We start from the raw sequence: 6,450 nt of genomic DNA on the forward strand, positions 1-6,450 counted from the left end.
GATTATATCGGTAGTATGTCCTTATAATACCATACTCAAGAAAGTCTGTGTTCTCTCATTCTGCGGATTTCCAAATATTTCTTCCGGCGTTCCCTGTTCCAGAATTACGCCTCCATCGATGAACAGCACGCGGTCCGCTACCTCTCTGGCGAATCCCATTTCGTGGGTAACGATGACCATGGTCATGCCGTCTTCCGCCAGCTGCTTCATAACGGCCAAAACTTCGCCCACCATTTCCGGGTCCAGTGCAGAAGTCGGTTCATCGAACAGCATGATTTCCGGCTTCATCGCCAGCGCCCGGGCAATGGCCACACGCTGCTTCTGACCCCCGGAAAGAGAAGACGGATAGGCTTCCGCTTTGTCCAGCAGACCCACCACATCCAGCAGGCGCCGGGCTTCCGCTTCCGCTTCGCCGCGCGCTTGTCCTTTTACCTTAATCGGGGCCATCGTGATGTTGTCCAGCACACTCATATGCGGGAAGAGATTGAAATTCTGGAATACCATGCCCAGCTTCTCTCGGATTTTGTCGATATCTCGATCCGGTGCGTTGATTTTCTCGCCATCCAGAATCACCTCGCCGGATGTCGGCTGCTCGAGCAGATTCAGACAGCGAAGAAACGTACTTTTACCGGAACCAGAAGGTCCAATGATGCAAACCACTTCACCCTCATTGATTGTTTCGTTAATCCCTCGCAGCACGTGGTTTTTTCCGAAGGATTTTTCAAGATTCTTAACCTCGATCACTTTGTGCCAGCCTCCTCTCTACAAACGATACCAGTCTTGCCAACGTCAATGTCATAATTAAATAGATCACAGCCACTCCGAAGTACGCTTGGAACGACAGGAAACTGGAAGATGCCCACAGTGTGCCCTGTCGTGTCACTTCTACGATGCCTACAACCGACAAGATTGACGTTTCCTTAATCAGGGCGATGAATTCGTTGCCCATGGCCGGAACGATGATTTTGAAAGCTTGAGGGACGATGACATACCGCATGGTCATACGGCTGCTCATTCCCAAGGAACGCGCGGCTTCCGTCTGACCGATATCCACCGCCTGCAATCCGCTTCGGATGATTTCTGCCATATACGCGGAACTGTTAATTCCGCAGGCGATGAAACCAACGATGATAAAATGGGTCCAATTAAACTGAAATCCAAAGTTGGATTTCAGCAGCTGAGGCAAGCCATATGCCAGAATGAGCACCTGAACCATCAGTGGTGTACCTCTCAGCACGTCCACGTAGACCGTTGCTATTCCCCGCAAAATCCGATGTTTGGACATTTTTGCAATAGCGACGAAAAGACCGATAATCAATCCGGCCAGCACCGCTACTAATGAAATGATCAATGTGGTGGGCACGCCCTGGGCCGCGACCGCAATTCCATGTAAATAATCTGCCAAAATAATTCCTCCTGAACAGAAATTGACCTCTGCCCCGAACAGTTCTCCGGGCCAGAAGGTCAATTGCAATTTTTCAAAATTCGAGTGTCTAGTTCATCGACTACTTGTTGAACCACTCATCTACCAGCTTGTCGTAGGTGCCGTCTTCCTTGATGTTGGCAAGACCCTTATTGATCTTTTCCAGAAGCTCATCATTTCCCTTGGCAACGGCAAAACCGTAGTTCTCTGCGTTGAGTGCTTTTCCAACCATTTTTACCTTATCCGGCTTCTTCTTCATGTACGCTTCGTTAACCGGCTTGTCGTTAATTACGGCCGAAACATCTCCGTTAATCAGCTGCATCATGGCGGTGTCCAGACCGTCAACGATTACCGCTTCTTTAATCTTGCCTTCCTTCTTGAGGGTCTTCACCTTCTCCGCACCGGTGGTTCCGGTCTGAGCCGCAACCTTCATATCCGGAGTCAAATCATCAATGCTCTTGACATCGTTATTGTCTTCTGCGACAACGACGTACAGCTGAGATTCATAGTATGCATCGCTGAAATCCACCTGCTTCTGTCTTTCCTTATCGTCCTTGTTCATTCCCGCTGCGACGATGTCGATGTTACCGGCCTTGAGTGCCGGAATCAGACCGTCAAAGGACAGGTTCTCAAAGGTCACCTCGAAGCCCTGGTCTTTGCCGATGGCCTTAATCAGGTCCATATCCAATCCCACGATGTTCTGATCTTCATCGGTGGTATCAAACGGCGGGAATGTCGGTTCGGTTCCCACCTTATAGCTTACCGTTTCCTTATCACTTCCACCGCCGCATGCTGTCAACGACAGAATCATTCCTACGGACAGCAGTGCCGCCAGCACCAAGGTTACTTTCTTTTTCATGTTTTCCATCCTCCTCAAATATAATCTTAAATGTTCTTAAACATGTTCTTAACCTTTTTCATAATTATAAACGTTTTCGCATGATTATGCAATAGTTATTTTGGCTTTTTTTACAGAAAAAGCCATTTTTCATGTTTCTTTTTTCAAACACAGGAAAAAGAGCGGAATCTTCCTCGATTCCGCCCTTTTGAAAATGTAGGTATATGTAAAGGTATTGATATTAATACTATTTCACCGGGACGAATTTCGTCCGGTTGATCAGCGGATGCTCCAAATGAATGGCGCCCTCCACCGGGCATTCCATAACGCAGGCTCCGCAGTAAATGCATTCCCCCGGATACATTACAACCGGCGATTGTCCTTTTACCTCCGATGGAACCAGAACGTCAATCGGGCATGCATTGGTGCAGGAATTGCAGCCGATGCAAAGTTCTTTATTATATGTGATCGGATTTGCACTGCACGGTACTTCCGATGCAAACAACTCTTTATTACTCATAATACTTCGGTGCCTCCTCCTCGATATAATCCCGGTTATATTTCTCGTACATTTCCTCTACGTCGCCGTAATAGTCGTGCGGAATTTCTCCGCGAACGGCCTTTCCGTTCTCCAGACGGATGGTAAGGAATTTCTTATCCTCTTCCGGATCCATTTCCGGATAATCGCTCCGCTGGAAGCACAGCGGAGCTGGACTTTCTCATCTTGCATGCTTCCAGAATCATCTTGGATACATCCAAAATATCCAGCACTTCGTGGGTTCTCATGAGATCGTGCGGATTCTCACAGTGCAGCTTCGGTACGATGTCCTCGCTGTAGGTATTCAGCAAATCCAGGCCTTCATTCAGCAACTCTTCGCATTTCACCTCTGCACAGTAGTTCTGCATGCACTTGGAAATCGCAAAATTCAGTTCCTTCCAGGAATATCCTTCTTCGGTGTAAAGCGGTGCCAGCAAGCGTTCTTTTTCCGCTTCTGCCTGCGCCCTATCATACTCAACAGGAGCGATTTCCGAAGCGTGCACCGCTGCTTTTCGTCCGGCATAATAACCGGTAGCGGATGCCGCTCCACCGCAGTCCATTGCGTACAGCTGATCTCCGGCCGCATACACACCTTCGATATTGGTCATCAAGTTCCAGTCGGTAATCACACCACCCGGCGCACCGAACAGCTGTCTCTCCTGTCCCAGGAAATTCGCAGACTGCCAGCCGGTTCCGTAGCTCTGAAGCATGTGTTTCTCCGGATCGAATCCCTTCTCGGTATAGTACTTGAGTACCGGAATCTTGGTTCTTCCTTCTTCACCAACCATCATGCCCCAAATAACTTTTCTTTCCATCTCCGGCATTTTGCTCAGATCGGCATAGAACGGCAGCTTGTATCCTCTTTTCGCCAGTTCTTCGAACGGCATCGTTTCCGGTCCCCGGTATTCGTATTTCGCTTCGTCGATTACACCGCCCTTCAGGAAGAATTTCTGTCCCTTTGCCGGGTTGAAGCGTTCCGAAACGCTCTTGAGTTCATTTCCGTCTCTATCCAGATACGGAATCTCCACGCCTCTGGCATCCACCATCGTGGCTCCATACCAGGTATTGTGATTGTTACCGGTGCTGTACGGCGGATAGCTTCTTCCTGCCGCGGAGAATTCCCCCCGAACGGATTTCTCCATCATAGTGAATTCCATGCCGGCACGATAGCCCATCGCATGTCCGCTTCCGATACTGTTGAACGGACGGAATTCACAAAGTCCAGGAAGATCCGCATTGAACAGCCATACTCTGGCCGGACGGGACATCGCCAGAATGGTGGCTTTCGCCGAAACGCTGTAGAACTTGCCGGTACGCACATTCATACCGCAGGCGCCTGCGCCGATAATTTTATCACCCTTCTTCTTCGTCAGAAGAGAAGTGGCCTCCGTTCTGTCCAGAACCTTCACGCCCAGCTTCTGACACTCCTTATAGAGTGCCGGCTTGAATCCGGAGCCCCAGATTCTCAAAGTATAACGGTTCGTGTAATCGTAAGCATACATCAGCTTCGTCTCATCATCACGGAACTCCGCACCCTTGAACTCATCTTCCGTATCGCGAATCTTTCCGCCAAAGCTTTCCATATCCAGCAGGCGATCCCAGCCTTCCCGGCATTCGATGTAGTGGGCAATTCCGTTGCTGTAATGATCCTGCTCATCGATATAGGCTTCTGCAACCTCTTTCGGTGTCACCTGACTCCCCGGATTGGTACACGCAGATTCCCAGTGATCGAATCCGCTTCCCGCCGAACCGGAACGCTTCGTCGCACCCTTTTCCATCAGGATTACCTTCTGTCCCTTACGAGCTGCCGCAATTGCTGCGTAGCATCCCGCAAGACCGCCGCCCAGTACCAGAACATCGCATTCCAAATGCTCTTCCCGGCCGATTTCATTTGCATAAGGCCATTTATGTAAACTCATCGTTGCAAACCTCCTAAAAACTATATTTCTCGCAATTATATTTTATCCGGATTTCGATGTTATGATTATATCATCGGATTTTGCAAAATACAATATTTAATTATATAATTTTTCTTCTTTTTGCAAAAACAAATGACCTGCCGAATGGGATTCCGACAGGTCATCCGTTAAGAGAGTTTAAAAAAATGAGAACAAACATGTTGACAGTACTTTTATTTCATACTTTCCCATTCGTCGCACAGCACGCACAGCAGCGCCTCCGGCAGAATACGAATTACTTTTCCTTCCGCTTCATCGCCGATTTTATCGTACAGGCGTCCCGCACTGTACGATTCCCCAAGAACGGTGGGAACGCTGTTCGCCACATATCCAATCACACCCAATCCCGGTACCTTCACCTGGATTGCTTCGTGATCGTATTTGTTATCCGGTTCTTTTTTCAGCATCACCCGATCTCCTTTTTCAAACAGCTCCGTTCCGTATCGGTAGCTGGTTCCGGTAATCGTAAAATAAATCTTATCCATTTCAATCCCTCCAAATGCTTCTGGTATTCGTTCCTTAACTTGATTATATTGTAACGCCGAATTGAAGGTGTTTAAACTACTTTTGTGTGAAAGTGCCCTTATTGGTAAAATACTTACCCAATTCTCCGGAAAGCAACCCCAGCTTGACGATGAGCAAGAGCATCGTTGAATGTATTTCCTAAATCGAAATAATTACATTGACTATTGCGAAATACGTAATATAATAAAGAAAATCAAGGTATAAAAGTAAAAACACCCACTTTAAAGCGCCGATAAACGGCTTGCCTTTGTAGACCTTGATATATAAGGGTTTCAAGCTATGCATTATTGAAAGGAAGGTGAAAACGATGTTGTTGTTCGGATTAATCGTATTATTATATATTTGGGGTCCAAATATTCAGAAAATTGACGGGAAATGGGTAAACGTGAAAAAGCTGGAAGAAGAACGCAAACGGAAACACCCTAAAAAATACAATGCACATGAGTATTATTGTAAGATTGACCCTTACTATGCCGAGCAATATGATGAATGCTGGAAAACGAATTTCTAGAGGGCGTGTCCAAAATGAGAGAAGCCAGCCGGGCTATGGGGAGCCCGGCACAGGCTTCTCTTTCTTTATCTAATCCGGCATCCGAGGCTAATACGCCGTTACAAACGAAAATTGTATTAAAAAAACCCTTGAAACTCATTTGTTTCAAGGGTTTTATGGTGCGCGACGAGGGACTTGAACCCCCACGGTCTCCCGCTAGAACCTAAATCTAGTGCGTCTGCCAATTCCGCCAGTCGCGCGCAAAAGTATTCTTTGTAAAAAGTAACCCCGCTTTTGCAAGCGGGGTAGTGGTGACCCTACCGGGACTCGAACCCGGGTTACCACCGTGAAAGGGTGGTGTCTTAACCACTTGACCATAGGGCCTTAGAAAAACCGGCGACTTCCTAATTTCCCAGGCAGCTTCCCGCCAAGTATCTTCAGCGCTGGAGAGCTTAACTTCTGTGTTCGGGATGGGAACAGGTGTATCCTCTCTGCTATAATCACCGGATTTTCCTTATTTGTTTTTTGAAGGCTGTACCTTCAAAACTGAATAATATCTACTGGCCATCTAAACCATCTGGTCAAGTCCTCGACCGATTAGTACCAGTCAGCTGAATGCATTACTGCACTTACACCTCTGGCCTATCAACGTGATAGTCTCTCACGGGTCTTACCATT

General features: G+C 47.6%; 7 protein-coding genes, 2 tRNA genes and 2 rRNA genes. All 11 read right to left on the minus strand.

All coding sequences use genetic code 11. The annotated features are described in order from the left end of the window. Positions 1-21: 21 nt before the first annotated feature. A complete protein-coding gene (locus PUE40_RS02730; protein ID WP_277671835.1) occupies positions 22-744 on the minus strand; it encodes an amino acid ABC transporter ATP-binding protein in 723 nt (240 codons plus the stop codon). Beyond that, on the minus strand, positions 731-1,405 hold the full coding sequence (locus PUE40_RS02735) for an amino acid ABC transporter permease (RefSeq protein WP_235898190.1): 675 nt from the start codon (positions 1,403-1,405) through the stop codon (positions 731-733). The genes PUE40_RS02730 and PUE40_RS02735 overlap by 14 nt, the downstream gene beginning before the upstream one ends. A gap of 100 nt (positions 1,406-1,505) precedes the next feature. Continuing rightward, positions 1,506-2,282, minus strand: a complete 777-nt coding sequence (locus tag PUE40_RS02740) for a basic amino acid ABC transporter substrate-binding protein (protein WP_235898189.1) — start codon at positions 2,280-2,282, stop codon at positions 1,506-1,508. Positions 2,283-2,508: 226 nt separating this feature from the next. Beyond that, the gene (locus PUE40_RS02745) at positions 2,509-2,781 is read right to left on the minus strand and encodes a 4Fe-4S dicluster domain-containing protein (RefSeq protein ID WP_154553957.1); all 273 of its coding nucleotides are present in this window, start codon (positions 2,779-2,781) and stop codon (positions 2,509-2,511) included. Continuing rightward, positions 2,774-2,935 carry a hypothetical protein gene (locus PUE40_RS02750; protein ID WP_277671836.1) on the minus strand — a complete coding sequence of 54 codons (162 nt, stop codon included), beginning with the start codon at positions 2,933-2,935 and terminating at the stop codon, positions 2,774-2,776. Before PUE40_RS02750 ends, PUE40_RS02745 begins: the two co-directional genes overlap by 8 nt. Beyond that, positions 2,916-4,718: an FAD-dependent oxidoreductase gene (locus tag PUE40_RS02755; RefSeq protein WP_277671837.1), complete on the minus strand. Its 1,803-nt coding sequence runs from the start codon at positions 4,716-4,718 to the stop codon at positions 2,916-2,918. Before PUE40_RS02755 ends, PUE40_RS02750 begins: the two co-directional genes overlap by 20 nt. A gap of 212 nt (positions 4,719-4,930) precedes the next feature. Continuing rightward, a complete protein-coding gene (locus PUE40_RS02760) occupies positions 4,931-5,242 on the minus strand; it encodes an HIRAN domain-containing protein (RefSeq protein WP_277671838.1) in 312 nt (103 codons plus the stop codon). A gap of 707 nt (positions 5,243-5,949) precedes the next feature. Then, positions 5,950-6,032: transfer RNA gene (locus PUE40_RS02765), tRNA-Leu, on the minus strand. A gap of 49 nt (positions 6,033-6,081) precedes the next feature. Next, positions 6,082-6,156, minus strand: a tRNA-Glu gene (locus PUE40_RS02770). 7 nt (positions 6,157-6,163) lie between these two features. Beyond that, positions 6,164-6,280 (minus strand): 5S ribosomal RNA (rrf, locus tag PUE40_RS02775). Positions 6,281-6,349: 69 nt separating this feature from the next. Beyond that, positions 6,350-6,450 (minus strand): 23S ribosomal RNA (locus PUE40_RS02780); the annotation flags it as partial.

This window comes from Mogibacterium kristiansenii (genome assembly GCF_029224645.1).
Lineage (GTDB): Bacteria > Bacillota > Clostridia > Peptostreptococcales > Anaerovoracaceae > Mogibacterium_A > Mogibacterium_A kristiansenii.